The sequence below is a fragment of the Rhodococcus sovatensis genome (assembly GCF_037327425.1).
Taxonomy (GTDB): domain Bacteria; phylum Actinomycetota; class Actinomycetes; order Mycobacteriales; family Mycobacteriaceae; genus Rhodococcoides; species Rhodococcoides sovatense.
This window is the reverse complement of the sequence record NZ_CP147846.1, coordinates 1,146,122-1,171,818: the sequence shown is the minus strand read 5'-3', so window position 1 is coordinate 1,171,818 and position 25,697 is coordinate 1,146,122. Positions and strand designations below refer to the sequence as shown.

At 62.9% G+C, this 25,697-nt stretch carries 19 protein-coding genes, 1 tRNA gene and 6 pseudogenes; 13 read left to right on the top strand and 13 right to left on the bottom strand.

The annotated features are described in order from the left end of the window. Positions 1-77: 77 nt before the first annotated feature. Positions 78-153 (top strand) — tRNA-His (locus WDS16_RS05420). 332 nt (positions 154-485) lie between these two features. Next, a complete protein-coding gene (locus WDS16_RS05415) occupies positions 486-1,232 on the top strand; it encodes a M23 family metallopeptidase (RefSeq protein WP_338891076.1) in 747 nt (248 codons plus the stop codon). A gap of 3 nt (positions 1,233-1,235) precedes the next feature. Here the strand turns inward: WDS16_RS05415 and WDS16_RS05410 are convergent, their stop codons facing one another. The 8 genes and pseudogenes from WDS16_RS05410 to WDS16_RS05375 form a co-directional block, all read right to left on the bottom strand. Beyond that, positions 1,236-2,429 (bottom strand): L,D-transpeptidase, encoded by a 1,194-nt coding sequence (locus tag WDS16_RS05410; protein WP_338891075.1) that lies wholly within the window; start codon positions 2,427-2,429, stop codon positions 1,236-1,238. A gap of 191 nt (positions 2,430-2,620) precedes the next feature. Then, the gene (locus WDS16_RS05405) at positions 2,621-4,105 is read right to left on the bottom strand and encodes an NAD(P)/FAD-dependent oxidoreductase (protein ID WP_338891073.1); all 1,485 of its coding nucleotides are present in this window, start codon (positions 4,103-4,105) and stop codon (positions 2,621-2,623) included. 28 nt (positions 4,106-4,133) lie between these two features. Next, positions 4,134-5,000 (bottom strand): SDR family oxidoreductase, encoded by an 867-nt coding sequence (locus WDS16_RS05400; protein WP_338893251.1) that lies wholly within the window; start codon positions 4,998-5,000, stop codon positions 4,134-4,136. Between the two features lie 120 nt (positions 5,001-5,120). Beyond that, positions 5,121-5,882, bottom strand: a complete 762-nt coding sequence (locus WDS16_RS05395) for an IclR family transcriptional regulator (RefSeq protein ID WP_338891072.1) — start codon at positions 5,880-5,882, stop codon at positions 5,121-5,123. A gap of 150 nt (positions 5,883-6,032) precedes the next feature. Then, entirely contained in the window at positions 6,033-7,424 is a 1,392-nt protein-coding gene (locus tag WDS16_RS05390) for a nucleobase:cation symporter-2 family protein (RefSeq protein WP_422395758.1), read from the bottom strand. Between the two features lie 9 nt (positions 7,425-7,433). Next, positions 7,434-8,075 (bottom strand): annotated as a pseudogene (pucL, locus tag WDS16_RS05385) (factor-independent urate hydroxylase); the annotation flags it as partial. A gap of 16 nt (positions 8,076-8,091) precedes the next feature. Continuing rightward, a pseudogene (locus WDS16_RS05380) lies at positions 8,092-9,019 on the bottom strand (IS5 family transposase). Positions 9,020-9,066: 47 nt separating this feature from the next. After that, positions 9,067-9,312 (bottom strand): annotated as a pseudogene (locus WDS16_RS05375) (urate oxidase); the annotation flags it as partial. 52 nt (positions 9,313-9,364) lie between these two features. On the opposite strand from WDS16_RS05375, the pseudogene WDS16_RS05370 reads away from it, so the two are divergent. Beyond that, positions 9,365-10,292, top strand: a pseudogene (locus WDS16_RS05370) (IS5 family transposase). A 10-nt stretch (positions 10,293-10,302) separates the two neighbouring features. On the opposite strand, the gene uraH reads toward WDS16_RS05370, so the two are convergent. Together uraH and uraD are read right to left on the bottom strand one after the other, a co-directional pair. Next, positions 10,303-10,632, bottom strand: a complete 330-nt coding sequence (gene uraH, locus WDS16_RS05365; protein WP_338891071.1) for a hydroxyisourate hydrolase — start codon at positions 10,630-10,632, stop codon at positions 10,303-10,305. After that, positions 10,625-11,155 carry a 2-oxo-4-hydroxy-4-carboxy-5-ureidoimidazoline decarboxylase gene (gene uraD, locus WDS16_RS05360; protein WP_338893249.1) on the bottom strand — a complete coding sequence of 177 codons (531 nt, stop codon included), beginning with the start codon at positions 11,153-11,155 and terminating at the stop codon, positions 10,625-10,627. The genes uraH and uraD overlap by 8 nt, the downstream gene beginning before the upstream one ends. Before the next feature lie 242 nt (positions 11,156-11,397). Here uraD and WDS16_RS05355 point away from each other — a divergent pair, with 242 nt between their 5' ends. From WDS16_RS05355 to WDS16_RS05320, 8 genes are all read left to right on the top strand, one after another. Continuing rightward, positions 11,398-11,787 carry an allophanate hydrolase-related protein gene (locus tag WDS16_RS05355; protein ID WP_338891070.1) on the top strand — a complete coding sequence of 130 codons (390 nt, stop codon included), beginning with the start codon at positions 11,398-11,400 and terminating at the stop codon, positions 11,785-11,787. 27 nt (positions 11,788-11,814) lie between these two features. Then, on the top strand, positions 11,815-12,657 hold the full coding sequence (locus WDS16_RS05350) for a hydroxypyruvate isomerase family protein (protein WP_338891069.1): 843 nt from the start codon (positions 11,815-11,817) through the stop codon (positions 12,655-12,657). An 8-nt stretch (positions 12,658-12,665) separates the two neighbouring features. Next, positions 12,666-13,547, top strand: a complete 882-nt coding sequence (locus WDS16_RS05345) for a 2-hydroxy-3-oxopropionate reductase (protein WP_338891067.1) — start codon at positions 12,666-12,668, stop codon at positions 13,545-13,547. Between the two features lies 1 nt (position 13,548). Further along, positions 13,549-15,348 (top strand): glyoxylate carboligase, encoded by a 1,800-nt coding sequence (gcl, locus tag WDS16_RS05340; protein WP_338891065.1) that lies wholly within the window; start codon positions 13,549-13,551, stop codon positions 15,346-15,348. 2 nt (positions 15,349-15,350) lie between these two features. Beyond that, a complete protein-coding gene (locus WDS16_RS05335) occupies positions 15,351-16,499 on the top strand; it encodes a glycerate kinase (protein WP_338891063.1) in 1,149 nt (382 codons plus the stop codon). Further along, positions 16,496-17,542, top strand: a complete 1,047-nt coding sequence (gene alc / locus WDS16_RS05330; RefSeq protein ID WP_338891062.1) for an allantoicase — start codon at positions 16,496-16,498, stop codon at positions 17,540-17,542. Before WDS16_RS05335 ends, alc begins: the two co-directional genes overlap by 4 nt. Continuing rightward, the gene (gene allB, locus WDS16_RS05325) at positions 17,539-18,846 is read left to right on the top strand and encodes an allantoinase AllB (protein WP_338891061.1); all 1,308 of its coding nucleotides are present in this window, start codon (positions 17,539-17,541) and stop codon (positions 18,844-18,846) included. Before alc ends, allB begins: the two co-directional genes overlap by 4 nt. 925 nt (positions 18,847-19,771) lie before the next feature. Further along, a complete protein-coding gene (locus WDS16_RS05320; protein WP_338891059.1) occupies positions 19,772-21,043 on the top strand; it encodes a glutaminase in 1,272 nt (423 codons plus the stop codon). Positions 21,044-21,115: 72 nt separating this feature from the next. Here WDS16_RS05320 and WDS16_RS05315 read toward each other — a convergent pair whose 3' ends face one another. Further along, positions 21,116-21,754 carry an SDR family oxidoreductase gene (locus WDS16_RS05315; protein WP_338891058.1) on the bottom strand — a complete coding sequence of 213 codons (639 nt, stop codon included), beginning with the start codon at positions 21,752-21,754 and terminating at the stop codon, positions 21,116-21,118. On the opposite strand from WDS16_RS05315, the pseudogene WDS16_RS05310 reads away from it, so the two are divergent. Further along, positions 21,636-22,563: pseudogene (locus WDS16_RS05310) on the top strand (IS5 family transposase). The gene WDS16_RS05315 and the pseudogene WDS16_RS05310 sit on opposite strands and share 119 nt — an antisense overlap. A 60-nt stretch (positions 22,564-22,623) precedes the next feature. Next, positions 22,624-23,551 (top strand): annotated as a pseudogene (locus WDS16_RS05305) (IS5 family transposase). On the opposite strand, the gene WDS16_RS05300 reads toward WDS16_RS05305, so the two are convergent. After that, positions 23,548-23,814 (bottom strand): SDR family NAD(P)-dependent oxidoreductase, encoded by a 267-nt coding sequence (locus WDS16_RS05300; RefSeq protein ID WP_338891057.1) that lies wholly within the window; start codon positions 23,812-23,814, stop codon positions 23,548-23,550. The pseudogene WDS16_RS05305 and the gene WDS16_RS05300 sit on opposite strands and share 4 nt — an antisense overlap. Next, complete coding sequence (gene nhaA / locus WDS16_RS05295) at positions 23,811-25,697, bottom strand: Na+/H+ antiporter NhaA (RefSeq protein ID WP_338891055.1); 1,887 nt, start codon at positions 25,695-25,697, stop codon at positions 23,811-23,813. The genes WDS16_RS05300 and nhaA overlap by 4 nt, the downstream gene beginning before the upstream one ends.

Genomic DNA, 25,697 nt, shown 5'->3' with positions numbered 1-25,697 from the left:
CAACTGAAGAAACGAACCGCTAGTATTATCTCCGCTGCTGATACAGAGCCCGAAAGGGCGAAGTGGAGGCAGTTATGGTGGGTGTAGTTCAGCTGGTAGAGCACCAGGTTGTGATCCTGGGTGTCGCGGGTTCGAGTCCCGTCACTCACCCCATAGAAGCAAGAAAGCCGGTCTCCACACGGAGGCCGGCTTTTTTGTGTCCTCGGCTGGCTCTGACGCCCACGAGTAGCTCAATTGCCCCCGACGCGTCGCTACCCGCACATGGACTGGAAAGGCGCACAACGAATTACGTTGTTGTAATTCAACTTTCGAGTTTCCTATGGGGTTCATGTGACGTACGGTTACAAATGGCACTTTTGGGGAAGAAAAGTACCAACGTTAAAGCTGTGAACGTTCAGCGTTGATTCGACGCGCCCCGAAACGCGCCACCGGTACGAAGCCCACATGGGATACATCTGTCGGGCAGAGACGAGGAGGCACTAGACGTGGGTCGAAGAGTTCACAGGGTTATTGCGGGTTCGGTGTTGTCGGCGGCGTTGTGCATCGGTGCCACGGGTCTGATCAACCCGGCTGTTGCAGCAGCGCAGCCGACCATCGACCTGCCCGAGGTCCCGATTCCGCAGCCTGACGCGCAGCAGCGGTCAGCAATCCTCGCCGCCGTCCTGGACGCCACGGGCGCACTCATCAGCGAAGTCGCCGGCGTCATTCTCGATTCCGACTTCGGCCCCGCGCCGAGCGAGGACACCGCCGCGGACGAGCCGGAGATCACGGCCGCTCCTCCAGCAGTCGGACTCGGCGGGTCAATTCTTCCGCTACCGGCGCGCAGCTACGAGATCACATCCGGATACGGCGGCCGCAACAACCCCACCGGCAACGGCGGCCAGTTCCACCAGGGCGTCGACTTCGCTGCACCGTCGGGAACTCCGATCTACGCCGTCACCGGAGGAACCGTCGAGCAGGCAGGCGACGCAGGCGACGGCTACGGCAATCTCGTGCGCATCAAGAGCGGCAACACGGTGACGTACTACGGTCATCAGTCGAGCATCGGTGTCGACGTCGGCGACACGGTCGCAGCGGGAGACCAGATCGGAACTGTCGGCAGCACCGGCAACTCGACGGGACCACATCTCCACTTCGAAGTAAGGAGCAACGGCTCCAGCATCGAACCCGTCGCCTATCTGAAGACACTCGGGATCGATCCCGCACGGTACGCGAAGGACGACAACCGCTAGCAGCTACACCGAGGTGGCGTTGCCTGCTTTCCATTCCTCCCACGGAATGTTCCAGTCGCCGAGCCCATCGGTACCGGACAGGGTGCCGCCCACGGTGTTCTTCACCACGACGATGTCACCGCGCTTGGTGTTGTCGTAGACCCACTTCGCGTTCGACGGGCTGAGATTGAGGCAACCGTGGCTCGCGTTCGAGTAGCCCTGCTGCCCGACCGACCACGGCGCCGAATGGAAGAAGATACCGCTGTAGGACATCCGGGTGGCCCAGTCGACGGGTGTGCGATATCCGCTTGCCGAGTTCACTGGCACGCCGTACGTCGACGAATCCATCACGAGGTGCTCGAAGCGGTCTCCGATGATGTAGACACCGTTGTCGGTCGGCGTGCTGTCTTTACCCATCGACGTCGGCATGGTGATGACATCTTGTCCGTTGACACTGAAAGTGACCTGTTTGGTGTTGTCGTCGGCGGTGGCGACTACAGCGTCGCCGATTGTGAACGACGTCGTCGCATTCTCCTGGCCGAAGATGCCGCCACCGAGATCGCGGCCGTAGACGTTGACTGCGACCTCCACGCGCGTGCCCGACGCCCAGTAATTCTGCGGGCGCCACCGAACCTCGCGGTCGTTGACCCAGTAGAACGCGCCTTCGACGGCGGGTGTGGTGGTCACCTGAATCGCGTTCTGTGCCGCGACCTTGTCGGTGATCGTCTCGTCGAATTGAACTGCAACCGGCTGGCCGATTCCGACGACGTCGCCCTCGTACGGCAATACGTACGGCTTGGTGAAGTTGCCCGGCTGGCTGGTGGTGAAGCTGCTGACGGTACTACTCGATCCGCCGAGACCATAGGCGTCGGCCTGCACTCGGTACTGCCGGTTGTACCCGAGCGGTTCGGTGTTGGTCCAGCTCATGCCGTCGGGCGCGATTGTTCCGGCTACCGGGACACCCTCCGGGTTCAGCATCGTCACGTTCGCCAACTTGCCGTCGGCAACTGTGACGGTCACTGGATCAGCAGGTGAGAATCCCACGGCACCATCGGCAACGGTCGAGGACAGCTTCGGCTTGAGGAGTTCGGCGATCGGGTTCGAGTCGATGGGTGCAGCAGCGGTTGTGCTATCCGTAGACGACGTGCAACCGGAAAGGGCGACTGTTGCCGCCACCGTCACCACCGCGGCCAAAACGACTCCGCGCGAGATCCTCATGAACACTCCACTTCCAGACCGACCGATTCCGAGCGTCTACCCGGGGCGGACACTTCGACGCAATACTGCCAGGCCACAGCCTGGGCATCCAACCGAAATGCCGCTTCCCGAATAACGATTCGAATACCAATCGCCCGGTTACGGGTCTGTGTTACGTCACACTGCGGATAGACCGTCGCAGTGAGGAGTCATCACCGCAAGCTCATGTTCTCGTCGACAAGCTTGCCGAACCGCAACGCGGGCAAGTCACGGAAGTAGTTCATCCGTAGCCGCCACGGTGCCACTGAACCTTGCTTGGGGAACGAATCGACAGACCTGAGCACGTACCCGGCCGCAAAGTCGAGGAAGGGCTCCTCCCCCACCGACGCGTCGCGTTGGAGTCGCACTTCACGGAAGCCGTTCTCGTCCATGTGTTCGAGGAGTCGAACGACGTAATCGCAGACGAGATCGGCTTTGAGCGTCCACGATGCATTGGTGTACCCAACGACGAAGGCGAAGTTGGGGATGCCGGTCAACATCATGCCCTTGTACGACATGGTGTCGGTGAGCTCGACCTCCCGCCCGTCGACCTTCAGGTTCACGTGTCCGAACGCGACCAGGTTCAGTCCCGTTGCAGTGACGACGACGTCTGCGTCGAGTTGCTTCCCCGACTTCAACGCGATACCGGTCTCGGTGAAGTGGTCGATATGGTCGGTGACGAGTTCGACCTCGTCCCGTCGGATCGATCGAAAGAGGTCGTTGTCCGGCACCAGGCACAACCGCTGATCCCACGGGTTGTACTTCGGGGTGAAGTGCGTGTCCAGGTCGTAACCCGCGGGGAGCCACCCTTCCTGAAGCTTGCGAATGCGCTTCTTCATGAACTTCGGATAGCGCTGGCAGAGAACGTACATGCCGATGGCGATGACCGCGTTCTTGACGCGAGTAACGCTGTACGCGGCACGAGAAGGCAGCAACTTGCGGAGGGCAAGTGCGATGGGATCCTTCGACGGCAGCGACATGATGTAGCTCGGCGAACGCTGCAGGAGCGTGACATGCGACGCCTCACGAGCGAGGTTTGGGGCCAGCGTGATCGCCGTTGCCCCGCTGCCGATCACGACGACCTTCTTGCCTACGTAGTCCAGGTCCTCCGGCCACTGCTGGGGATGAACGACGGTCCCACGATAGTTTTCGATACCGGCGAACTCGGGGGTGAAGCCCTTGTCGTAGTCGTAGTAGCCGCTGCAGCACATGAGGAACGACGCCCTCAATTGCACGGTGGCGCCGGTGTCCGACCGCAGTGCCGTGACGGTCCACTTGGCTTCCGCCGTGGACCATTCCGCAGCGACGACCTTGTGGTGAAACTTGATGTGACTGTCGATCCCACCCTCGCGGGCGGTGTCTTCGATGTACTCCCGGATCGATGCACCGTCGGCGATCGATTTGTCACCGGTCCACGGCCGAAAGTTGTATCCGAGGGTGTACATGTCGGAGTCCGAGCGGATTCCTGGATAGCGGAACAGGTCCCACGTGCCGCCGATCGCGCCGCGGCTCTCCAGAATGGCGTAGGTCTTGCCGGGCAGTTTCGACTGCAGGTGATGGGCTGCGCCGATACCGGACAGCCCGGCACCGACGATCAGGACGTCGACCGTTGCGATGTCGGCTTCGTTCCGCGCTTCGGAATGGGATGTCGTTGTCATCGAACAGCTTTCGTCAGAGTGGGCTGGATCAACGTGCAATGTTTCGCTTGCTCGTGGAACGGCCGAGTGCGGCCACCTCGGCGTCCATCTTCGGAAGCAACCGTGGCACGTGCTTCAGCAGCGCGCGGTCGGCGACGGCCGAATTGAGAACCGACCGGAAGTGGCCTGCGAACGCCACCCATCTGGGCACGTACACCTTGCGCTTGCGACCTTCCAACCCGTCGACGAAGGCGTCGACGCATTTGTCTACGGTCATCGTCTGCCCGAACGGTCCTGGCATCACGTCGAGCATCTCGCGGAATGCTCCGAGGTCTTCCTTGGCGTCCCGCACGAGCGGGGTGTCGATCCAGGCCATGTGAGCCGATCCCACGTCGACACCCTGGTGCGCGACCTCGAGACGAAGCGCGTTGGCGAACTGCTCGACCCCGGCTTTGCTTGCGTTGTACGCCGCGAGCCCCGGACACGGCGCGAAGGCTGCGAGCGAGGACACGACGAGGATGTAGCCGTTGCGTTCGATCAGCGACGGCAGTGTCGCGCGGACCGTGTTGAACACTCCGAGGATGTTGATGTCGAGCACTCGCGCGAATGTCTCTGGGTCCACCTGCAGCACGGAGCCGTAGCTGGAGATTCCTGCGTTGGCCAACACGAGGTCGATGCCCCCGAACTTCACGATTCCCTCGTCGACCGCGGCCTCCATGGCCGTCAGATCACGAACGTCAGCGACGACGGTCACGGCGGAGTCGCCGAGTTCGAGTCCCAATTCACGGAGCGGTGCCTCGTCCACGTCGGTAAGCACCAGCTTGCTGCCCTTGGCAGCCAGCGCGCGGGCGGTCTCGGCTCCGATTCCGCGTGCGGCACCGGTGATGAGCACGACCTTGTTCGAGAGTGTGGGCACTGCTTTGTTCGAGCGTGTGGGCACTGCCCGTCACCTCCAAGTTCCGTTCCCCCCGTTATTGGGAACTGTTACGTGTCACTTTCCATCTGATACGGACGGGTGTCAAGAACCACGGAGGAATCATCTGGGCTGTAAATCGCTGGAAAGGTCCTTCGACAGCCGTTCTGCAGCGGAGAGAAGTAGCGGCACGAACTGTTCGGCGGATTCGAGAGTCACCCGTGCGGTGGGGCCTGCAATGGACATGGCAGTCAGGGTGGGTGCGCCGACCACTGGCACCGCGAAACACCGAACGCCGATTTCCTGTTCTCCGTCGTCGATGGCATACCCACGAGTGCGAACCAGTTCGAGATCGGCCAGGAGCGCATCGAGCGTGCTCAGCGTGTTGACGGTCCGTGGCGTCATTCCGGTCCGCGACACCAGAGCGCGCACTTCGTCGTCGTCCAGTTGCGCCAGCAGAGCCTTGCCGACGCCGGTCGAATGCGGCAGGACACGCTGACCCACCTCGTTGAACATCCGCATGGCGTGCTCGGAGGGAACCTGGGCAACGTACACGGCCATGTCGTCCTCGAGGAACGCCATGTTCGACGTCTCGTGGGTCTGCCGAACCAATTCTGCAAGATACGGTTTCGCCCACCCGCCGATCAGTTTGGTGGCACTGTCGCCGAGGCCGATCAGTTTCGTTCCCAGCGCATACCGTCGAGTGGCCAGCCTGCGCACGTATCCGAGCGACACCAGAGTTCCGATCAATCGGTGCACGGTCGGCATGGGCAGATCGGCCGCGTCCGCGAGCTCACTGATTCCGATCGAGCCGCCCGAGGACGCCATGATGTCGAGCAATTCGAAAGCCCGCTCGACCGATTGCACGCCGCCGCTCGCTGCCACTGGCCACCTCTCACTGTCTAGTTCTATTCACACTATTCCACCAAGCGGAAGATTCGTCGTCTTCGCTGGCATGAGAGAGCGCCTGGCTGCACACTATCGTCCGGAATCGACGGCTTTTCGCCGATTCCGGACGATAGTGTGCAGTTCCGGTCAGCCCGAGTGATGCTTGGTGGCGACGGGGGGTGCAGCGGTCACCACGGACGGGGACGTTTTCTGCCCTCGCGTGAAGACATTGAAGAAGATGTTGAGCAACACCGCCACGATACTGGCCGCGCTGATACCGGAATCGAAGATCACGTGCACCCACTCGGGAAACGCCGCGTAGAAGCCCGGCACGGCAATCGGAATCACGCCGAATCCGATTGCGACAGCGACGATCACCAGGTTCAGGTTCCCATCGAAGCTCACCTTCGACAGCGTCCTGATGCCGCTGGCCGCCACCGATCCGAACAAGACGATGCCCGCTCCGCCGAGCACCGGCAGTGGTACTGCCGCCACGACCCGACCCAAGATCGGGAACAGCCCGAGGAACAGCAGCACCGATCCACCCGCTGCCACGACGTAACGACTCTTGATGCCGGTGACTGCGACGAGACCTACGTTCTGCGCGAACGCGCTGGCTGGGAAGGTTCCGAAGACGGGAGCGACAGTCGTGGCGATCATGTCGGCACGCAGCCCGTCGCCCACACGTTTGGCGTCGACCTCGGTGCCGACGATCTCACCGACCGCGAGGATGTCGGCGGTCGTCTCGGTCATGATCACGAGGATGACGACGACCATGGAGACGATCGCGCCGATCTGAAAGACGGGCGCGCCGAATGCGAACGGCTCGGGAATGGCGAAAACGCTGCCGTCACCGACATCGGAGAAGTCGGCCTTGCCGATCGTGAACGCGAACACGGTCCCCGCGACGATGCCGATCAGAATCGACAGGCGTGAGAGTGTGCCTTGCACGAGCCGACTGACCAGCAATACGACGCCGAGACTGAACCCGGCGAGCCCGATGTTCGACATCGACCCCCAGTCCGTCGCTTCCTGATCCCCGCCCATCGCCCACCGCACGGCGACAGGAAGAAGGGAGATGCCGATGACCGTGATGATCGTCCCGGTGACGACAGGGGGAAAGAACCGAACGATTTTGCTGAAGAACGGGGTGATCAGAATACCGATCGCGCCTGCGGCGATGATGGCGCCGAAGACCGAGTTCAGCCCACCCGGGCCACTGGCGATGGCGACCATCGTCGACACCGAGGCGAACGAAATTCCCTGCACAAGCGGCAGTTTGGCACCGACGTAGGGTAGTCCTAGAGTTTGGAGCATCGTTGCCGCTCCGCTGACGAACAGGGCTGCGGAGACCAGGATGGCAATCTCGGTTCCAGTCAGGCCTGCCGCACCGCCGACGATCAGTGGTGGTGCGATCACGCCGCCGTACATCGTCAGGATATGTTGCAGTCCATAGACGTACGACCTTCCGATCGACAACCGCTCGTCCTCGGGACGGGCGGGGTCATGATGCGAGCTTGCGCGCTTCGTCAGCTTCACGGCGCGCTCCTAGCAGAATCCGGGAACGGTATCCCAGACGCGGCCGGCGCCCGGAACGTCGTCCCTCTCGACAGTGGCTTCGATCAATCCGTACGGGCGATCGGCGACGTAGAACACCTCGCCTGGGTTGTCCAGTCCGAACGGTTCCAGGTCCACGAGGAAGTGATGAATGTTCGGCATCGAGAACTTGATCTCACCGATCTCGGGGTGCGCTTCGAGCACCTTGGTTCCCATCCGGAACAGACTCTGCTGCAAAGCCAACGAGTGGGTCGACGCGAAGGCGTCGAGCATGATCGCGCGGACGTCATCGAATGTCTTGTCGAAGTCCAGGTCCGTCGACAGGTACCGCCAACGAGCACTGACCGAGGTCGCCAGAATGCGATCCGTGGTCTCTTGCAAGGTCGTGTACCGGTCCTTGGGGTAACCCCAGAACTCCGACGCCGTCGAATTCAACACCACGAGATCGGTGATACCCGAGATGACCGTGGTCGTGTCACCGTCGATGGTCACGATGGTGTTGCGCTTCTCGTCGCTGGCTTTGACGAACGAGTGGTCGTATCCGTCGGTGCCCGACGGGATACGAGACCAGCTGTACTGCTCGATCTCCCACCGGCCACCGTCGATCCAGTCGAAACTGCCGGTGAAGTGTGCGCCTAGAGCGTGTCTCTTAAATTGGGTCCGTTTTCGTTTTCATCGCCGGGCGGTGGTTGTGGTTGCGGGAGTGCAGAACTGCCGCGCACAGGACAACGCCCCCGAGGAATGTCATGGCGTACTTGTCATATCGAGTGGCCACACCACGCCACTGTTTGAGCCGCCCGAAGCCACGCTCGACGGTGTTGCGGTGCTTGTACATCGTCGGATCGAAACCCGGTGGACGACCACCGGCGGACCCCTTGTCGGCCCGTCGCTGCTTCTGGTCGCTGCGCTCGGGAATGGTGTGTTTGATCTTGCGGCGACGCAGTTCGGTGCGGGTACTGGGATGGGTGTACGCCTTGTCGGCGAGCAATCGGTAGTCCTGGTCCCCACCGGCAGCTCGGTGGGCATCGAGCAACGGCACCAACTGTGGATTGTCCCCGGCTTGCCCACCGGTCAGCAGCATCGTCACCGGCGAGCACGTCAGGTCGGTCAGTGCATGGATCTTCGTGGTGAATCCTCCGCGAGATCGACCCAACGCGTGGTCAGCGGGTTCGTCGACGGATTTCTTGTAATTCGACAAGGCCCCCTGTGAGAGTGTCGGCTCGCGCACCGGCCGCATGCTGATGCGCCCGGACGCTGGTCGAGTCGATCGAGAGCACCGCCCCGATATCGCCGTCGAGTTCTTCCGGGTCGAGACCGAACACCTCGGCCACCGCGGCAAGCATCTCGTCGTAGGTGCCATCGAAGGACCATCGGTGGTGGCGTTTCCACACCGTCTGCCACGGACCGAAGTCCTCCGGCAGATCTCGCCACGGACACCCGGTACGGAATCGGTATGCGATGCCCTCCAGAATTCGCCGGTGCTCGGCGAACCGCCGCCCACGTTTTCCCACGTCGGTGGGTATCACTGGCTCGACGATCTCCCAGAACTCGTCACTGATCACTCCCACGCGCGTCATCGAAATATCATCGCTGACAGCACCTCTCAAATTTGGGAGACACGCTCTAGCCGCATCGCGAAGTCCTCGATGGCGCCGATGCCATCGCGTGCAAATGCATAGACGGTGTTCTTCTGTGTATCGGTGGCGACGACATGGCTGTTGTCGCCGACCGTGTGCACGGCATCGAGGTCGCCACGCAGCTGCGAAGTGACACTGACGTCGGTGATGCGGTGGCGCGGGGTGTCCCGGTCGATGCGTACGAGTCGGCATTCTGCTTTTCCGTACTGGTTTGCTCCGAGCACGATGCTCATGTCTAGAGCGTGTCTCCCAAATTTGAGAGGTGCTGTCAGCGATGATATTTCGATGACGCGCGTGGGAGTGATCAGTGACGAGTTCTGGGAGATCGTCGAGCCAGTGATACCCACCGACGTGGGAAAACGTGGGCGGCGGTTCGCCGAGCACCGGCGAATTCTGGAGGGCATCGCATACCGATTCCGTACCGGGTGTCCGTGGCGAGATCTGCCGGAGGACTTCGGTCCGTGGCAGACGGTGTGGAAACGCCACCACCGATGGTCCTTCGATGGCACCTACGACGAGATGCTTGCCGCGGTGGCCGAGGTGTTCGGTCTCGACCCGGAAGAACTCGACGGCGATATCGGGGCGGTGCTCTCGATCGACTCGACCAGCGTCCGGGCGCATCAGCATGCGGCCGGTGCGCGAGCCGACACTCTCACAGGGGGCCTTGTCGAATTACAAGAAATCCGTCGACGAACCCGCTGACCACGCGTTGGGTCGATCTCGCGGAGGATTCACCACGAAGATCCATGCACTGACCGACCTGACGTGCTCGCCGGTGACGATGCTGCTGACCGGTGGGCAAGCCGGGGACAATCCACAGTTGGTGCCGTTGCTCGATGCCCACCGAGCTGCCGGTGGGGACCAGGACTACCGATTGCTCGCCGACAAGGCGTACACCCATCCCAGTACCCGCACCGAACTGCGTCGCCGCAAGATCAAACACACCATTCCCGAGCGCAGCGACCAGAAGCAGCGACGGGCCGACAAGGGGTCCGCCGGTGGTCGTCCACCGGGTTTCGATCCGACGATGTACAAGCACCGCAACACCGTCGAGCGTGGCTTCGGGCGGCTCAAACAGTGGCGTGGTGTGGCCACTCGATATGACAAGTACGCCATGACATTCCTCGGGGGCGTTGTCCTGTGCGCGGCAGTTCTGCACTCCCGCAACCACAACCACCGCCCGGCGATGAAAACGAAAACGGACCCAATTTAAGAGACACGCTCTAGCTCCCTCGATAGGTGGTGAAGGCAAACGGGCTGAGAAGAAGTGGAACGTGGTAGTGGGAGGCGTCGGCAAGGACCTCGAACACGATATCTACTGCGGGATAGAAGGTTTCGATGTCTCGGTCGGCGAAGTAGCGGCCGGTCTCGAAGGTGAGACGGTAGCGGCCGGGAGGCAATGACGCGGGCCCTAGATCGGAGATCCGACCCTGGAAGTCCGTCACACCCGATCCTAGCTCACTGTCGGCGCCGAGGATCACCGAAATCCCTTGTGCTGGTGCACCAGTCGACGCATCCAGCACGTGCGTGCTGATGAGGCTGCGGTCAGACATCTGCAAGCCCTCGCACGAGCCGAAGCGCCGCGATCTCCCGCAACTCACGTTCTACGACGCGTAACTCGGTGCCGGGGTCGTTGTCGAGCCGCTGTTCGAGGGCAGCCAGGATCTCCGAACCATCGCGTCCGGCAGCTCGAATGAGAAAGACCCTGCCGAAGCGGCGTTCGTACTCGAGGTTGCCGTCCCGTAGCCGCCTCCGAACGTCCTCTTGGGTGATATCGACACCCGCCTGCTCCCCGCGTGCCTGCACGGCGTGCCCGCCGTCCCCGTCCGGGCGTTCACCGATCCGGGGATGGACCTGCAAGGCGCCCGAAATCTCGTCCTCGGTGAGCGGATCGGCCGCCGTGAAGACCGCGGATACGAGAGCGTCGTCGTTCAGATACGGACGTGCAAGCGCCATTGCCGAAATCCACCGAGGTACGTCGAGGCAGAGCTGCAATGCGCGGTGCATATCCGTGTCGGACATCGCGTTGAAGCGATCTGAGCACCCCTCGAGCTCAAATTCCGTATTGCGAAACATCAATTCCATATATTGAGCGTGACAGCCGTCACACGCGCTGTCAATAGGCAATCGACAGGAGGTATAGGTTTCACCATTTGGGTTCATACGCAGAAGATTTCGCATTGCGGAATCGATCTTGATCAGCAACCCAAGGTTGACAGGACCAAGTGCGTCACGTCACACTTGGTTCATTCGTGGAATTAATATTCCGCAATACGGATTTTGAAACCTCGATCGTCCAACCGAGAGGAGCTATCTTCATGACCGAGCTGTTCTGCAACGGCGGAGCGATGCGCGGAGGGAGCCTCCACCACAACGTGTCCTCCCACCCGTTCGTCGGCACTGTCCGCACTACGCCCAGCTACCGCTTCTTTTCGGTGCGCGACGAGTTTCCCGCGCTGCTTCTCGACAAGACGGCCGGCGCGGCCATCGAAGGCGAGCTATACGACATCCCTCTGGACGACATCAGGACAGCGTTTCTGCCGGACGAACCACCGGAGCTCGAACTCACCGTCGTTGCCCTCGACGACGGCCGCTCGGTACTCGGTGTGGGACTGAGGCCGGGTGTCCTTGCGGCACAACCCGACGAACTCACCGACATCACCCATACCGGGAGTTGGCGTCGCTACCGCGGGCTTCCGACACCGTAGACCTGAAAGGACCCGAAAGGAGATCGTATGCAGCACAATTCGTACACCGTCAACTGCTCCATTCTGTTCACCGACACCCCGCTCCTGGAACGACCGCAGCTCGCCAAGAACGCAGGTTTCGATTCCGTCGAGTTCTGGTGGCCGTTCGATTCCCCCGTGCCCGCCGATGCCGAAGTCGCGAAGTTCATCACCGCCGTCCGCGACGCAGGTGTCCAACTCACCGGCCTGAACTTCGCAGCCGGCAACATGCCGGCGGGCGATCGAGGCATTCTGTCCGATCCTGCCCAGGTCCAGACGTTCCGCGACAACATCGATATCGTCGTCGGAATCGGCGAAGCGTTGGGAACGAAAGCTTTCAATGCCCTGTACGGCAATCGAATCGACGAGCACGACCCGCTCGAGCAAGACCGGGTCGCCATCGAGAACCTCGCAGCGGCCGGAACTGCTGTGGCAAGTATCGACGCTGTCGTGCTGGTCGAGCCTGTCAGTGGCGCGCCTTTGTACCCGTTGAAGCATGCTGCCGGAGCTGTCGCGACCATCCGCCGTGTCGCACGCGAGCACGACGTGCACAATCTTCGGCTGCTCGCCGATCTTTACCACTTGGCCGTCAACGGGGACGACGTCAAGGCCGTTCTCGACGAATATCGCGATCTCATCGGGCACGTGCAGATCGCCGACTCCCCCGGTCGCGGGGAGCCGGGAACCGGCACGCTCGATCTCGACTCGCACCTGAAGCAACTTGCCGACAACGGCTACGACGGCTACATCAGCCTCGAATACAAGGCCACCCGCCCGAACACGTTCTCCTGGATCCAGTCAGATCGTTCCGCAGGCTCCACTCCGGGGCTCGCCCGCACCACCACGACGTAAGGACACTCATGAGCACCATCGCATTCATCGGTCTAGGAATCATGGGCAGTCCCATGTCCGTGCACCTCGCCAACGCCGGCCACCAGGTCGTCGGCTACAACCTCACACCCGATCGCACCGGGCCGCTCGTCGAAGCAGGCGGTGTCGCTGCTGACTCGATCGCCAAAGCAGTCGCCGACGCCGACGTCGTCGCGATCATGGTTCCCGACTCCCCCGACGTGCAGGACGTCCTCACCGGGAAGGACGGCGTGTTCGAGAATGCTCGTCGCGGCGCTCTCGTCATCGACTTCTCGAGCATTCGCCCCGATGTGACGGCCACTCTCGCCGAAGAGGCCGCGACCCGCGGCTTCCGTCTGATCGACGCACCCGTCTCGGGTGGTCAGGCAGGCGCCGAGAACGCCGCCCTGTCCATCATGGTCGGCGGCAGCACCGAGGACTTCGCCTCGGCCAAGCCGATTCTCGACGTCGTCGGCAAGACCGTCGTCCACGTCGGACCCAACGGGTCGGGGCAGACGGTCAAAGCAGCCAACCAGCTCATCGTCGCCGGCAACATTCAGGTCCTCGCGGAGGCCATCGCGTTCCTCGAAGCGTACGGAGTCGACCTGGCCGCATCGGTCGAGGTGCTCGGCGGCGGTCTCGCCGGATCGGCTGTGCTGAACCAGAAGGCGCAGAAGATCCTCGACCGCAATTTCGACCCCGGTTTCCGAATCGACCTGCATCACAAGGACCTCGGCATCGTCACCTCTGCTGCACGCGAAGCCGGCGTGGTCATCCCGATGGGCGCAGCCCTTGCCCAGCTGATGGCCTCGGCCCGCGCGAACGGTGATGGCTCACTGGATCATTCGGCTCTGTACCGCGGGGTCGCACGCCTTTCCGGCAAGGAGAACTGACATGGCGAAGATGCGCGCGGTCGACGCCGCCGTCAAGATACTCGAGCTCGAAGGCGCAACGACGGCGTTCGGACTGCCCGGTGCCGCCATCAACCCCTTCTATTCCGCGATGCGCAACCACGGCGGAATCCGGCACGTCCTCGCACGCCACGTCGAGGGTGCCTCGCACATGGCCGAGGGATTCACCCGCGCGGCCGCAGGCAACATCGGTATCTGCATCGGAACCTCCGGCCCCGCCGGAACCGACATGATCACCGGTTTGTATTCGGCCAAGGCGGACTCGATCCCGATCCTTGCCATCACCGGCCAGGCCCCTGTCGCCCGCCTGCACAAGGAGGACTTCCAGGCCGTCGACATCGCTGCCATCGCCGGACCTGTCACGAAGATGGCGATGACCGTTCTCGAACCCGCGCAGGTCCCCGGCGCCTTCGCTCAGGCATTTCACCTCATGCGCTCCGGACGCCCCGGCCCGGTTCTCATCGACCTGCCCATCGACGTGCAGCTCGCCGAGATCGAGTTCGATCCCGATACCTACCAGTCGCTGCCCGTGCACAAGCCGCTCTGTTCGCGCGCGCAGGCCGAGAAGGCGATCGACATGCTGGTTGCGTCCGAGCGACCGTTGATCGTGGCCGGTGGCGGAATCATCAACGCCGATGCGTCCGAATTGCTCGTCGAACTTGCCGAGATTCTCGACGTTCCCGTCATCCCGACGCTCATGGGCTGGGGAACCATTCCCGACGACCACCGTCTGGCCGCAGGCATGGTCGGACTACAGACCGCACATCGCTACGGAAATGCCACGATGTTGGCGTCGGACTTCGTGTTGGGCATCGGCAACCGCTGGGCCAACCGGCACACCGGCGGCCTCGACACCTATCGGAAGGGCCGCACGTTCATCCACGTCGACATCGAGCCGACGCAGATCGGCAGGGTGTTCGCTCCCGACTACGGAATCATTTCCGACGCCAAGGCTGCGCTGGAGCAATTCGTCGCCGTCGCCAAGGAACGCGCAGCCGCCGGCACACTGCGCAACCTCACCGGCTGGGTCGACGAGTGTGCCACCCGCAAGCGCACGATGCACCGGCGTACGCACTTCGACAACGTGCCCATCAAACCTCAGCGGGTCTACGAGGAGATGAACAAGGTCTTCGGTCGCGACACTCGGTACATCAGCACTATCGGACTCTCGCAGATCGCGGGCGGGCAGTTCCTGCACGTCTTCTCACCCCGGAATTGGATCAACTGCGGTCAGGCCGGACCGTTGGGATGGACCATTCCCGCTGCACTCGGCGCCGTCGCGGCCGACCCGTCCGCGGATGTAGTTGCCCTCTCGGGTGATTACGACTTCCAGTTCATGATCGAGGAACTTGCCGTCGGCGCACAGTTCAACCTTCCCTACGTGCATGTGGTCGTGAACAATTCCTACCTGGGACTGATTCGTCAGGCGCAGCGCGCGTTCGACATGGACTTCTGCGTGCAACTCGGTTTCGACAACATCAACACGCAGGAATCACAGGACACGCAGCCCGAGATCCCCAAGGGATACGGCGTCGACCACGTTCGGGTCGCAGAAGGGTTGGGCTGCAAAGCACTTCGCGTCACCGAGCCCGAGCTGATCGGCGAGGCGCTCGTGCGAGCCCGCACGTTGGCGTCCGAGCACAAGGTGCCGGTCATCGTCGAGGTCATCCTCGAACGTGTCACGAACATCTCCATGGGCACCGAGATCGACAATGTCGGCGAATTCGAGGAACTGGCCGCAACGTCGGCCGACGCACCTACCGCTCTGCTGTTGCTGGATTAGAGATGACACGAATTCTGCTTGCACCGGACAAGTTCAAAGGATCGCTGACGGCGCTGCAGGTGGCCGATGCCCTCCGAGACGGCATGTTGTCGGCGGATCCGTCTCTGGGCATCGTGTCCCTTCCTGTCGCGGACGGCGGTGACGGTACCGTCGCCGCCGCGGTCTCCGCCGGTTGGGAATCTGTAGAGGTGTCCTGCCTCGGTCCGACGGGGCTGCCGGTGGAGACGTCGTATGCACGTCGAGGTACCTCCGCGGTCGTCGAACTGGCCTCTGCTGTCGGCCTCGAGCTCGTGGACTCCCTTGATCCGCTCGGTGCAAGCACGTTCGGACTCGGAACCGTGATGGCACATGCGTTGAGCGCCGGCGCCGATCACATCGTCCTCGGCCTCGGCGGGAGTGCGTCCACCGACGGAGGTGCCGGCATGCTTCAGGCGTTGGGAGCGCGGATCCGGGGCGCCAACGGCAACGACGTTGCACGAGGCGGAGGTGCGCTGCGTGGCGCCACACGACTCGACCTGTCAGGGCTGCATCCGACACTTCACGGTGCTCGCATTCAACTCGCGCGTGACGTCGACAATCCACTGCTGGGCCCCACCGGTGCGAGCGCTGTGTACGGTCCGCAAAAAGGCGCAGGACCGCAGGATCTGCTGTATCTCGATCATGCGATGAAGCAGTGGGCGCATGTCGTGCGATCAGCGATCGGCCGGGATCTCAGCGGTGTGGCCGGAGCAGGCGCCGGCGGCGGCGCCGCGTTCGGTGCGCTTGCGGTGTTGGGAGCCGACGTCCGCCCCGGTATCGGGACCGTCCTCGATCTGATCGAGTTCCATCGTCGCCTGGCAACTGCAGATCTCGTCGTGACGGGCGAAGGTTCGCTCGACGAGCAGTCGCTGCACGGCAAGGCACCGATCGGGGTAGCACTGGCGGCGCGCAGCGCAGGCGTGCCGGTCGTCACCGTGTCGGGACGGCGAACCGTCGGAACCGACACGCTGCGCGAATACGGCGTCGTCGATTCCTACACGTTGACCGATCTCGAACCCGACACCGATACATCCATGCGTGACGCGGCGGATCTGCTGCGTCGCATCGGGGAATTCATCGCCATGTCCCCCGCTATCAGATCCACCATCCGTACATCCGAGGGAGTTTCATGAGTACCACCGACTTCACCCTGCTGACCGACCTCGCCTCGCGCGCGCTCGGCGGCAGTGTCTCCGCAGCCAACGACGAGCTGTTCGCGCAACGCGAGAATTTGATCAGACCCGAGGCGCCCTTCTTCGATCCGAACGAATTCGGGCACAAGGGCAAGGTTTACGACGGGTGGGAAACACGCAGGCGACGAGACGAGGGAGGCCATGACTGGGCCATAGTCCGCCTCGGTGCGCCTGGGATCGTGCACGGAGTCGTCGTCGACACGGCCTATTTCAAGGGCAACTACCCTCCGTTCGTGTCGGTGGAAGCTGCGTTCATCGAGGGCTATCCGTCGATCGAGGAGGTACTGAAGGCCGATTGGCAGACCATCGTCATCAAGGCACCGGCCGAGGGCGACACCGCCAATCGCTATGCAGTCGAGGACCGCCACCGATGGACGCACGTCCGGTTGTCGATCTATCCCGACGGCGGGGTAGCCCGGTTCCGCGTACACGGCCAGGTCGTGCAGGATCCGCGGTTCCTTTCCGGCACAGTCGATCTGCTGGCGGCCGAGAACGGCGGACGACTCACCGAGTGCTCCGACGCCTTCTATTCCTCCCCCGCGAACATCATCCTTCCTGGTCGCGCGCGCAACATGGGCGAAGGGTGGGAGAACTCTCGACGACGCAACGGCGGAAACGACTTCGCGATCTTCGAGCTCGCAGCCCCCGGAGTGCCGCGGCATGTGGTAGTCGACACAAGCTACTACGTGGGCAATGCTCCGGGATGGATTCGGCTCAGCGCCATCGACTCTCGTCGCCGCCACAAGGCCGACCACACTGCCTGGACCGAGATTCTTCCCCGCACGGCGGTACAGCCGGACACCCGTCATCGCTTCCTGATCGATCGACTCGACGCCTATACCCATTTGCGACTCGACGTCTATCCCGACGGCGGCCTATCCCGGCTGCGTCTGTTCGGAGAGCTCGATGGCGAGGCGCGCGACACCGTCGACCAGGCATGGCAGGCGTCGGCCTCGCAGTTGGTCGCGAGTGGAAAGCAATGAGGGACACTCTCGATCTGTTGATCAGAGCGCCGCGCGCGATCGTCGACGGCCGAGAGATCGCCGTTACGGTCGGCGTGCGCGCTGGACGAGTTGTTCAACTGGGTTCTTTCGATGCCGTGGTCGAAGCCATCGAGGTCGTCGAACTCGGCTCGGATGAGGTGCTGATCCCCGGACTCGTCGACACGCACGTGCACGTCAACGAACCGGGCCGCACCGAATGGGAGGGCTTTGCCTCAGCAACCCGGGCCGCAGAGGCCGGCGGGATCACGACCATCATCGACATGCCTCTCAACAGCATTCCGCCGACCGTCGACGTCGACGCACTCGAGATCAAGCGAGAGGTAGCGGCTGATCAGTCCGTTGTGAACGTCGGTTTCTGGGGTGGAGCAGTGCCCGGAAATCTCGATCAGCTGCGTCCGCTACACGATGCAGGTGTGTTCGGGTTCAAGTGCTTTCTGCTGCACTCCGGTGTCGACGAGTTCCCGCCGCTGTCATTGCCGGAACTCGAGAAGGCACTGATCGAGATCGCGTCGTTCGACGGGTTGATGATCGTCCACGCCGAGGATGCGGGCGTGATCTCCTCCTCGCCGCATCCCGCGGGGACCGCATACGCAGGGTTCCTCGAATCCCGTCCGCGCGCCGCGGAGAATATGGCAATTTCCCAGGTGATCGAGTTGTCCCGGCGCACGGGCTGCCGGGTTCACATTCTTCACCTGTCGAGTTCGGATGCACTTCCCATGATCGCCACAGCTCGACGGGACGGCGTCCGTGTCACCGCCGAGACGTGCCCGCACTACCTGTGCTTCGATGCCGAGGACATCCCCGCGGGTGCAACGCAATTCAAGTGCTGCCCGCCGATCCGGGAGGCCGGAAACCGAGAACTGCTGTGGCAGGGACTGTCCGACGGCATCATCGACACCGTCGTCTCCGACCACTCGCCCTCCACAGTCGATCTCAAGCGGCTCGACACCGGCGACTTCGGCGACGCCTGGGGCGGTATCGCTTCACTGCAGGTGTCGTTGGCCGCAGTCTGGACCGAGGCGTCACGTCGCGGGTTCGGCCTCACCGATGTCGTGCAATGGATGGCGACGAACACGGCCGATCAGGTCGGCTTGACCGACCGTGGCCGTATTGCGGTCGGTGTCGTTGCGGATCTGGCGGTCTTCGCACCCGACGAGGAATTCACTGTCGATGCGGCTCGGCTGCACCACAAGAATGCCGTCACGGCGTACGACAAGCTCGGCGTCCGTGGGGTCGTTCGTCGGGCGTGGCTCGCGTCGCCGGGCTTGCTCGTGCGTGCCTGACACACAACCTCACCCGAACGCCGACTCGGCTGTCTGCGGGACGGACTGCAACAATTCGAGGCCGATGGATAGGACAGACTGACAAACGTCAGTCTGTGCCGGCACTCGATGGCTATTGTTGCCAAGACGTACAGCGGTGAGGGGTTCGCGTGAGAAGAGTTCGATGGATACAGGTATGTGGCGTTGCCACCGCAGCCATCGCCACCGTCGGTCTGTTCTTCATCTTCGACGATGAAACGGCCGCACCGAGTCTCAGTCCTGCAATCGAGCACACCGAGGTACCGGAGGCAACCATGCACCCTGAACGGGAGCCACAAGATATGTCGGACCTGGAAGAACCGACCATCGACGGGCCGGAACCTATGACTCGCGAGGATTTTGTAAGAGACTCGCAGCCAGACTCGAACACCGCTCGGCAGCCACTTCAACCCATTGGTGAGCCTGACGACTCGGGCGACACGTCAACGGCTGAACGAACCGAATAGCGCATACGAGAGAACAAACGCCACGCCTGCGGGTTCTACGGCGGGTATGTCGATGTACTCCTCAGTGAAGTCCGCCTCGACTTCACAGTTCGATTCGCATCCGTCGACGACGTAGGCAGTGCGCTGGTGTCGGATAGTCCTCGTCGTCGAACCTAGCGAACACGTCCGCAGCAGTAGTAGTAGGTCCGGATTTGGTTGGCGGTGTAGTTGTCTGCCGAAATACGGACTGCTTTTCACTCGAATGACGTGGCGCCAAGCGCAAGGGGGGGTGCGCGTCGGGGGCCTGACGGGGCTGAAACTCATTGACTGACAACAACTGCAATGTCGGGACCTGACTTGCAGATAGTCCAATCTTTCGATACCGGCGAGGTCGCGCTTGTACTCCGACGAGCACCGCCGCCATTACGATCTGTGGGATAATTGTGAACGTGCAGACGCCTATGATCGATTACCTTCACCTGTTGCTCGAATCCGTCGGCGAGGACGCGGGCGAGGTCGCCTCGTACATCCCTGAGCTTGCGAATGCCGACCCAGACCGGCTCGCAGTCGCGGTTGCCACGCTCGACGGCGAGGTGTACGTGGCGGGTGATGCCGACACGGAGTTCACGATTCAGTCGATCTCGAAGCCGTTCACATACGCGCTCGCGATTGCCGACCAGGGCCTCGACGCAGTACTCGAACGCATCGATGTCGAGCCGTCCGGCGACGCATTCAACGAAATCTCCCTGGACCCCGATACCGGCCGGCCGAGAAACCCGATGATCAACGCGGGCGCGATCGCATCCCACGCGCTCGTGAGTGGCGACGACGCCGATGCGCGCGTCGAACGCATCCTCGATCTCTACAGTCGCCTCGCGGGCCGTCGGCTTTCGATCGCAGAGGACGTTTTCGAGTCCGAGCTTTCCGAAGCAGACCGCAACATGGCGCTTGCGTACATGCTGCGCACGGTCAAAACACTCAAAGGCGACCCCGCCGACGTGGTGCGCGGTTACACCCGGCAATGCTCGGTTTCGGTGACGGTGCGCGACCTCGCCCGCATGGCATCGGTGCTCGCCGCAGGCGGCAAGACACCTGACGGCGATCAGGTACTCGACCCCGCCGTCAACCTGCAGGTGTTGAGTGTCATGGCGACGTGCGGGATGTACAACTCCGCGGGCGATTGGCTGACCTCGGTCGGTATCCCCGCGAAGAGCGGTGTTGCCGGTGGCCTCATGGGCGTGCTGCCAGGCCAAGTCGGCATCGCTGTGTTCTCGCCCCGGCTCGATGCGCACGGCAACAGCACCCGCGGCGTGCGCATGTTCGAACGCATGAACCACGACCTGGGTCTGCACCTCATGGCCCCGGTGGAGTCCGCGCACTCGGTGTCCCGCCGACTGGTACGCGAGAGCGCTGCGGTGCACGAAATCTCGGGCGACCTCCACTTCATAGAGGCCGAGCGCGTCCTGCGCGGCTTCGCGCAGGAGCCTGTGGGCGATACACCCGTCGTCGTCGACCTCGACCGCGTGCACCGCGCCAACGACATCGCCAGACGCATGCTGCTCGAGGGCATTCGCCGCCTCTACATCGACGGCCACGACGTACGGATCGTGGACCCGTGGGGCGTGCTCGGCACCGCCGAGACCGGCTCGGGCGAGCTTGTCCGAGGGGAGCAGGCGCACGGCGGTTACGTGCCCGCAGCGTTCCCCGACGTCGCGAGCGCAGTACGCGGCTGAGGCAGCGGACGAGACACCCTCGCCCCGGAGTGCGGGCTACTCCGGGGCGAGGGTCAGTCCGGTCGCGGCCCGCTACCCCCAACCCTGTTTGGTCGAGACGACAACGAGTTCGTGCACGGCTACGCCCGCGGGTTGTCGCAGGACGAAGTCGGCGATCTCGGCAACGTCCTCGATGGCGATGAGGTCAGGGCCCAGGCGTGCGTAGTCGTCAGCGGTGAGCGATAGATCCTCGGCCCACGGCGAGCGCACGTAACCGGGGGCGATGTTGGCGACCCTGATCCGCTGCGGCCGTAGCTCACGGCGCAGATGTGTTGCGAAGGCTTTCAGTGCCGCCGATGCCACGCCATAGATCGTCGCACCGTCGTAGGAATTCTCGTCGCTTATCGAGCCGATCGTGAGAACGTCGGCGCGCCCGGACAACTCGGCCTCGCGCGCGAGACCGGGCACGAGCCCCTGCACCAGAGCGACCGTGCCGGCGACGTTCGTATCGAGCACCGCCGACCAATCTTCGATCGGCGAGTCCTCGAACCTCTGTGAGAGGCCTAGAGCGTGTCTCCCAAATTTGAGAGGTGCTGTCAGCGATGATATTTCGATGACGCGCGTGGGAGTGATCAGTGACGAGTTCTGGGAGATCGTCGAGCCAGTGATACCCACCGACGTGGGAAAACGTGGGCGGCGGTTCGCCGAGCACCGGCGAATTCTGGAGGGCATCGCATACCGATTCCGTACCGGGTGTCCGTGGCGAGATCTGCCGGAGGACTTCGGTCCGTGGCAGACGGTGTGGAAACGCCACCACCGATGGTCCTTCGATGGCACCTACGACGAGATGCTTGCCGCGGTGGCCGAGGTGTTCGGTCTCGACCCGGAAGAACTCGACGGCGATATCGGGGCGGTGCTCTCGATCGACTCGACCAGCGTCCGGGCGCATCAGCATGCGGCCGGTGCGCGAGCCGACACTCTCACAGGGGGCCTTGTCGAATTACAAGAAATCCGTCGACGAACCCGCTGACCACGCGCTGGGTCGATCTCGCGGAGGATTCACCACGAAGATCCATGCACTGACCGACCTGACGTGCTCGCCGGTGACGATGCTGCTGACCGGTGGGCAAGCCGGGGACAATCCACAGTTGGTGCCGTTGCTCGATGCCCACCGAGCTGCCGGTGGGGACCAGGACTACCGATTGCTCGCCGACAAGGCGTACACCCATCCCAGTACCCGCACCGAACTGCGTCGCCGCAAGATCAAACACACCATTCCCGAGCGCAGCGACCAGAAGCAGCGACGGGCCGACAAGGGGTCCGCCGGTGGTCGTCCACCGGGTTTCGATCCGACGATGTACAAGCACCGCAACACCGTCGAGCGTGGCTTCGGGCGGCTCAAACAGTGGCGTGGTGTGGCCACTCGATATGACAAGTACGCCATGACATTCCTCGGGGGCGTTGTCCTGTGCGCGGCAGTTCTGCACTCCCGCAACCACAACCACCGCCCGGCGATGAAAACGAAAACGGACCCAATTTAAGAGACACGCTCTAGAGCGTGTCTCCCAAATTTGAGAGGTGCTGTCAGCGATGATATTTCGATGACGCGCGTGGGAGTGATCAGTGACGAGTTCTGGGAGATCGTCGAGCCAGTGATACCCACCGACGTGGGAAAACGTGGGCGGCGGTTCGCCGAGCACCGGCGAATTCTGGAGGGCATCGCATACCGATTCCGTACCGGGTGTCCGTGGCGAGATCTGCCGGAGGACTTCGGTCCGTGGCAGACGGTGTGGAAACGCCACCACCGATGGTCCTTCGATGGCACCTACGACGAGATGCTTGCCGCGGTGGCCGAGGTGTTCGGTCTCGACCCGGAAGAACTCGACGGCGATATCGGGGCGGTGCTCTCGATCGACTCGACCAGCGTCCGGGCGCATCAGCATGCGGCCGGTGCGCGAGCCGACACTCTCACAGGGGGCCTTGTCGAATTACAAGAAATCCGTCGACGAACCCGCTGACCACGCGTTGGGTCGATCTCGCGGAGGATTCACCACGAAGATCCATGCACTGACCGACCTGACGTGCTCGCCGGTGACGATGCTGCTGACCGGTGGGCAAGCCGGGGACAATCCACAGTTGGTGCCGTTGCTCGATGCCCACCGAGCTGCCGGTGGGGACCAGGACTACCGATTGCTCGCCGACAAGGCGTACACCCATCCCAGTACCCGCACCGAACTGCGTCGCCGCAAGATCAAACACACCATTCCCGAGCGCAGCGACCAGAAGCAGCGACGGGCCGACAAGGGGTCCGCCGGTGGTCGTCCACCGGGTTTCGATCCGACGATGTACAAGCACCGCAACACCGTCGAGCGTGGCTTCGGGCGGCTCAAACAGTGGCGTGGTGTGGCCACTCGATATGACAAGTACGCCATGACATTCCTCGGGGGCGTTGTCCTGTGCGCGGCAGTTCTGCACTCCCGCAACCACAACCACCGCCCGGCGATGAAAACGAAAACGGACCCAATTTAAGAGACACGCTCTAGGCCCGCGGACGCCACCACCGAGGCGACGCGCGGGTATTGGTTCAGGATGCGGGTCGCTGCAGCTGCGACACCCACCAAGTCGGAGACGTCCTGCTGGAAATACGTGACACCGTCCCGGCCGAGCTCATCGGGAGCGGGCGACCGGTCTACGACCACAACCTCGTCACCCCGCGCGAGCAATCGATGCACGATCGCCAGACCGATCCCCGACGCGCCGCCGCTGACGACGTGAATACTGCGTTCGCTCACTGGGTTCTCGCCCTCTCGTTGTCGACGGTTTCCTTGCCAATAGGGCGGGTTACGCCGGCTGCACGCGCAGCGGGCAACGTCGCGCGCAGCTCGGCGATGACGGCGTCCGCCTCCATCGGGCCGGTGTAGATCACGCCGTTGACAAACAGCACAGGCCCCTTCGTCAAGCCCATGCTCTCGGCATCGAGGAAGTCCTCCTGCACCCGCGCGCGCCGCGCGCCGCGGCGCAGATCGTTCTCCATCCGCGAGAGGTTCGCCCCGACGTTGACAGTGGCACGCAGCAGAGAGCGAACGTCAAGCGCGCTCTCCTCGCTTATACGGTTGAGATCTCGACGCATACTCCAGAACAGCCGCGGCGACTGAGAGGCAACGACTTCGAGGGCTTCGGCGGTCTGCTCCGGCGCGCCCGCCGCATCCGGACGGATATGCCGGAAGACGAACATGATGTCGCCCTCGAACTCGGCGATCACCTCGTCGAGAATCTCCTGTGTGCCCAGATCGTCGAGACTGCCGAACGAGCCATACTCCACCAGCGTGTAGACAGCGTCGTCCGGCCCCACGACATGATCCCGCCGAGGATCTATCCGACGCACCAACTCGATTCGTCCCGGGGCATGCGCGGCGTCGAACCGTGCCGTACACCACAGTGCGACGATCGCTGCCAACGCGGCGACGAGGGAAGCCGTGATGATGCCGATGCGCGCGTCGGACTGTGCGACCGGGTCGTCGATGGCGAGGTCCACGATGAACAACGAGATCGTGAAACCGATTCCTGTCAGCAGCGACCCCGAGGCGATATGGCGGGCGTGCAGCGCCGGCGGGAGTTCACCGACGCCCACGATACGGCCGAGAAGGGCCGATGCCGTCACCCCGATGAACTTGCCGACGACGAGGCCGATGATCACGCCCCACGTCAGCGTCGAGCTGAACGCGTGCTGCAGCGATTCCGAGGTGATCACCACACCGGCGTTGGCGAGGGCGAACACCGGCACTACCACGAACCCGACAATGCGGTGAAACGAGAGCTGGAATCGGTCGTTGACCGACACGGCACTGAGGATCCCCTCGGCGGCAGCTCGTCCCTTCTCGGCGTTCGGTGTTCGTCTGAACCCCTGAGTGAGGGTCTCTGCTCGATCCACGCGATCGCGTTTCGGCGGGAACACCGGCAACAGCAACGCAAGCACAACCCCGGCGATCGTGGCATGGATTCCAGACTGGAGGATGGCGAACCAAAGAATGACGCCGAGCACACCGTAGACAGCGCCCCGCCATACCCGGAACCGTTGGACCAGATAGACAACCGTGGAAACTCCCACAGCCACTGCGAGCCAGGCGACGTCGAGAGAATCGGTGTAGACGATCGCGATCACGATCAGTGCACCGACATCGTCGACGACGGCGAGCGTGAGAAGGAATACGCGTAGCTGTACCGGCAGTCGGGAGCCGAACGCAGCAAGGATGCCGACCACGAATGCGGTGTCGGTCGAAATCACGACGCCCCAGGCTCCGACATCCGGGGTGCCGGCGGTGATGAGCACGAAAATCACCGCCGGCACCGCGAGTCCGCACAATGCAGCGACGACGGGGAGACTTGCCTGGTGCCAGTCGCGCAGGTCGCCCAATACGAAGTCCTTCTTCACTTCGAGGGTGACGAGGAAGAAGAACAGCACCATGACGGCGTCGTTGACCCAATGCTGCAACGACATTTCCAGCCCCACACTGCCGACGTCGATGCCAATGTAGGTGTGCCAGAAGTGGTCGTAGCTCTCCGGTGAGGAGTTCGCCCAGGCTATCGCAAGCAAGGTAGCAGCGAGTAGAGCGATAGCGCTCGAGCTTTCGGACGCCGCTATGCGGCGCAGACGGGTCTGCATCGGGATCGTCAT

What these genes read in the sequence shown, in the direction of transcription:
- WDS16_RS05335 (WP_338891063.1), top strand. Translation starts at nt 15,351, where the DNA reads ATGACACGAATTCTGCTTGCACCGGACAAGTTCAAAGGATCGCTGACG.
- uraH (WP_338891071.1), bottom strand. Translation starts at nt 10,632, where the DNA reads ATGTCTGACCGCAGCCTCATCAGCACGCACGTGCTGGATGCGTCGACT.
- nhaA (WP_338891055.1), bottom strand. Translation starts at nt 25,697, where the DNA reads ATGACGATCCCGATGCAGACCCGTCTGCGCCGCATAGCGGCGTCCGAA.
- alc (WP_338891062.1), top strand. Translation starts at nt 16,496, where the DNA reads ATGAGTACCACCGACTTCACCCTGCTGACCGACCTCGCCTCGCGCGCG.
- allB (WP_338891061.1), top strand. Translation starts at nt 17,539, where the DNA reads ATGAGGGACACTCTCGATCTGTTGATCAGAGCGCCGCGCGCGATCGTC.
- WDS16_RS05345 (WP_338891067.1), top strand. Translation starts at nt 12,666, where the DNA reads ATGAGCACCATCGCATTCATCGGTCTAGGAATCATGGGCAGTCCCATG.
- WDS16_RS05315 (WP_338891058.1), bottom strand. Translation starts at nt 21,754, where the DNA reads ATGCCCTCCAGAATTCGCCGGTGCTCGGCGAACCGCCGCCCACGTTTT.
- WDS16_RS05410 (WP_338891075.1), bottom strand. Translation starts at nt 2,429, where the DNA reads ATGAGGATCTCGCGCGGAGTCGTTTTGGCCGCGGTGGTGACGGTGGCG.
- uraD (WP_338893249.1), bottom strand. Translation starts at nt 11,155, where the DNA reads ATGTTTCGCAATACGGAATTTGAGCTCGAGGGGTGCTCAGATCGCTTC.
- WDS16_RS05405 (WP_338891073.1), bottom strand. Translation starts at nt 4,105, where the DNA reads ATGACAACGACATCCCATTCCGAAGCGCGGAACGAAGCCGACATCGCA.
- gcl (WP_338891065.1), top strand. Translation starts at nt 13,549, where the DNA reads ATGGCGAAGATGCGCGCGGTCGACGCCGCCGTCAAGATACTCGAGCTC.
- WDS16_RS05320 (WP_338891059.1), top strand. Translation starts at nt 19,772, where the DNA reads ATGATCGATTACCTTCACCTGTTGCTCGAATCCGTCGGCGAGGACGCG.
- WDS16_RS05355 (WP_338891070.1), top strand. Translation starts at nt 11,398, where the DNA reads ATGACCGAGCTGTTCTGCAACGGCGGAGCGATGCGCGGAGGGAGCCTC.
- WDS16_RS05350 (WP_338891069.1), top strand. Translation starts at nt 11,815, where the DNA reads ATGCAGCACAATTCGTACACCGTCAACTGCTCCATTCTGTTCACCGAC.